The organism is Bacillus sp. mrc49 (genome assembly GCF_002803435.1).
Window position 1 is genome coordinate 1 of record NZ_PHNG01000494.1, and the last position, 1,756, is coordinate 1,756.

1 protein-coding gene is annotated in these 1,756 nt (G+C 31.8%); it reads left to right on the forward strand.

What is annotated here, in order from left to right:
• The first annotated feature begins 727 nt into the window (after window positions 1-727).
• The gene (locus CVN76_RS04735; protein WP_100530479.1) at window positions 728-1,108 is read left to right on the forward strand and encodes a hypothetical protein; all 381 of its coding nucleotides are present in this window, start codon (window positions 728-730) and stop codon (window positions 1,106-1,108) included.
• Window positions 1,109-1,756: the final 648 nt, after the last annotated feature.

Consider the following 1,756-nt stretch of genomic DNA (forward strand, 5'->3'; position numbering starts at 1 on the left):
CTTATTCAAGATCGAGGAAAAGTCGATGCTCTTTATACTATGCTAGATACTTTTGCGCATGAAATTATTCTTTATCAGCAATGGATAAATGATAAAGAAATGGATGAAGATGAGGCTGAGGAAAAAGGCTTTAAGCTTGTGGATAGGTATGCTTAAAGTATAGAAACCATACTTGATTTTTAAATTATTAGAGGAGATCGTTTAAAGAGTACTAGTTGGTTATGCTGAGTGCATTTAGTATTTTTATTTATCTTTTGATTGCCTAGATTTTCTTGGCAAGCTACCTTAATTTATTGTTCGATCTTAAGAAGAACAAAAATGAATAGGTGATTTAATGTCTAGTATAGTGATTATTACAGTGTTAGCGGTAATACTAATAATTCAAGTGATTAGGGATAATAATTATATCTGGTTACTGTGTTTAGTACCTTTTGCGTGTTCAATAGTCCTTTCCCTAACAGATATTTTAGATTTTATCCCCAATTTGGTTGTGAGCATTATATTTTATATAATTGTTATCCTGACCTTCTTTTTATGTGTATATTATAGCTTAAAAAAAGACAATGATAATCCTGACGATTCCTCTGATTGAAAGATGACAGGTGTACATGGACGTTCGTAAGAGTTCACTTTTACGAACGTTTTTTCTAAAATTGTTAATTTAGTAGAAACGTTGAGACTTAAAGAGGGAATTACATTTATCAATTAATCCTACAAGGAGAAAAGTATGAAGTATCCAAGAAGTGGGTTAAGGATTAGATGTAAAAAAGGAGTTCACCCTGAGGTACGAACTGTGTGTTTGAATTTTGGGAGATGGCTTCGAAAAAACATGGATTTTCCAATTCGAGTCGTTGTATATCTGAAAAGTGATTATCAAATTGAAAATCGTAAAACAAAAGAGTATGTAGCAGCTACCTTTTTTGCACCCTATGATAAAGATGTAGAACCTTATATACGTATTGCAACTGGAGATTATGATGAACGTATTCAAGATCGAGGAAAAGTCGATGCTCTTTATGCTATGCTAGATACTTTTGCGCATGAAATTATTCATTATCAGCAATGGATAAATGATGAAAAAACGGATGAAGATGAGGCTGAAGAATAAGGCTTTAAGCTTGTGGATAGGTATTCTGAAAGTATAGAAACCATACTTGATTTTTAAATTATTAGAGGAAAATTGTTTAAAAGGTACTAGTTGGTTATGCTGAGTGCATTTAGTATTTTTATTTATTTCGATTGCCTAGATTGTCTTGGTTAGCTACCTTAATTTAATGTTCGACCTTAAGAAGAGCAACAAAAAATGAATAGGTGATTCAATTGTTTCAAATAGTGTATTGTACAATATGTATAATAATATCTACTATTTTTATCATTCGAAATAAATTATATTTATGGTTTATTTCTTATATACCATTGGCATGTTTAGTAATTTTTTCTCGTATAGATATTCAAGACTTCATCCCCAATTGGGCCGTAGGTCTTTCTTTTTATATCATATTTATCCTGACCATAACTTTTTGTGGATATTATAGTGCCAAAAAAGATAACGAAGAAAATGCGGATGATTCCTCTGATTGAAAGAGGATAGGTATACATGGACGTTCGTAATAGCTCACTTATGCGAACGTTTTTCTTTTTTGGGGCACCTTTTTCGAAAAGATAATGAGGGTTGATAGGGAGAAAGGTTTCTGCGCAAGGCAAATCCCTGTTTAATCAATCGTTTGATTAAACTTTTTTTTCGTGGTTATCCATG

What these genes read in the sequence shown, in the direction of transcription:
- CVN76_RS04735 (WP_100530479.1), top strand. Translation starts at nt 728, where the DNA reads ATGAAGTATCCAAGAAGTGGGTTAAGGATTAGATGTAAAAAAGGAGTT.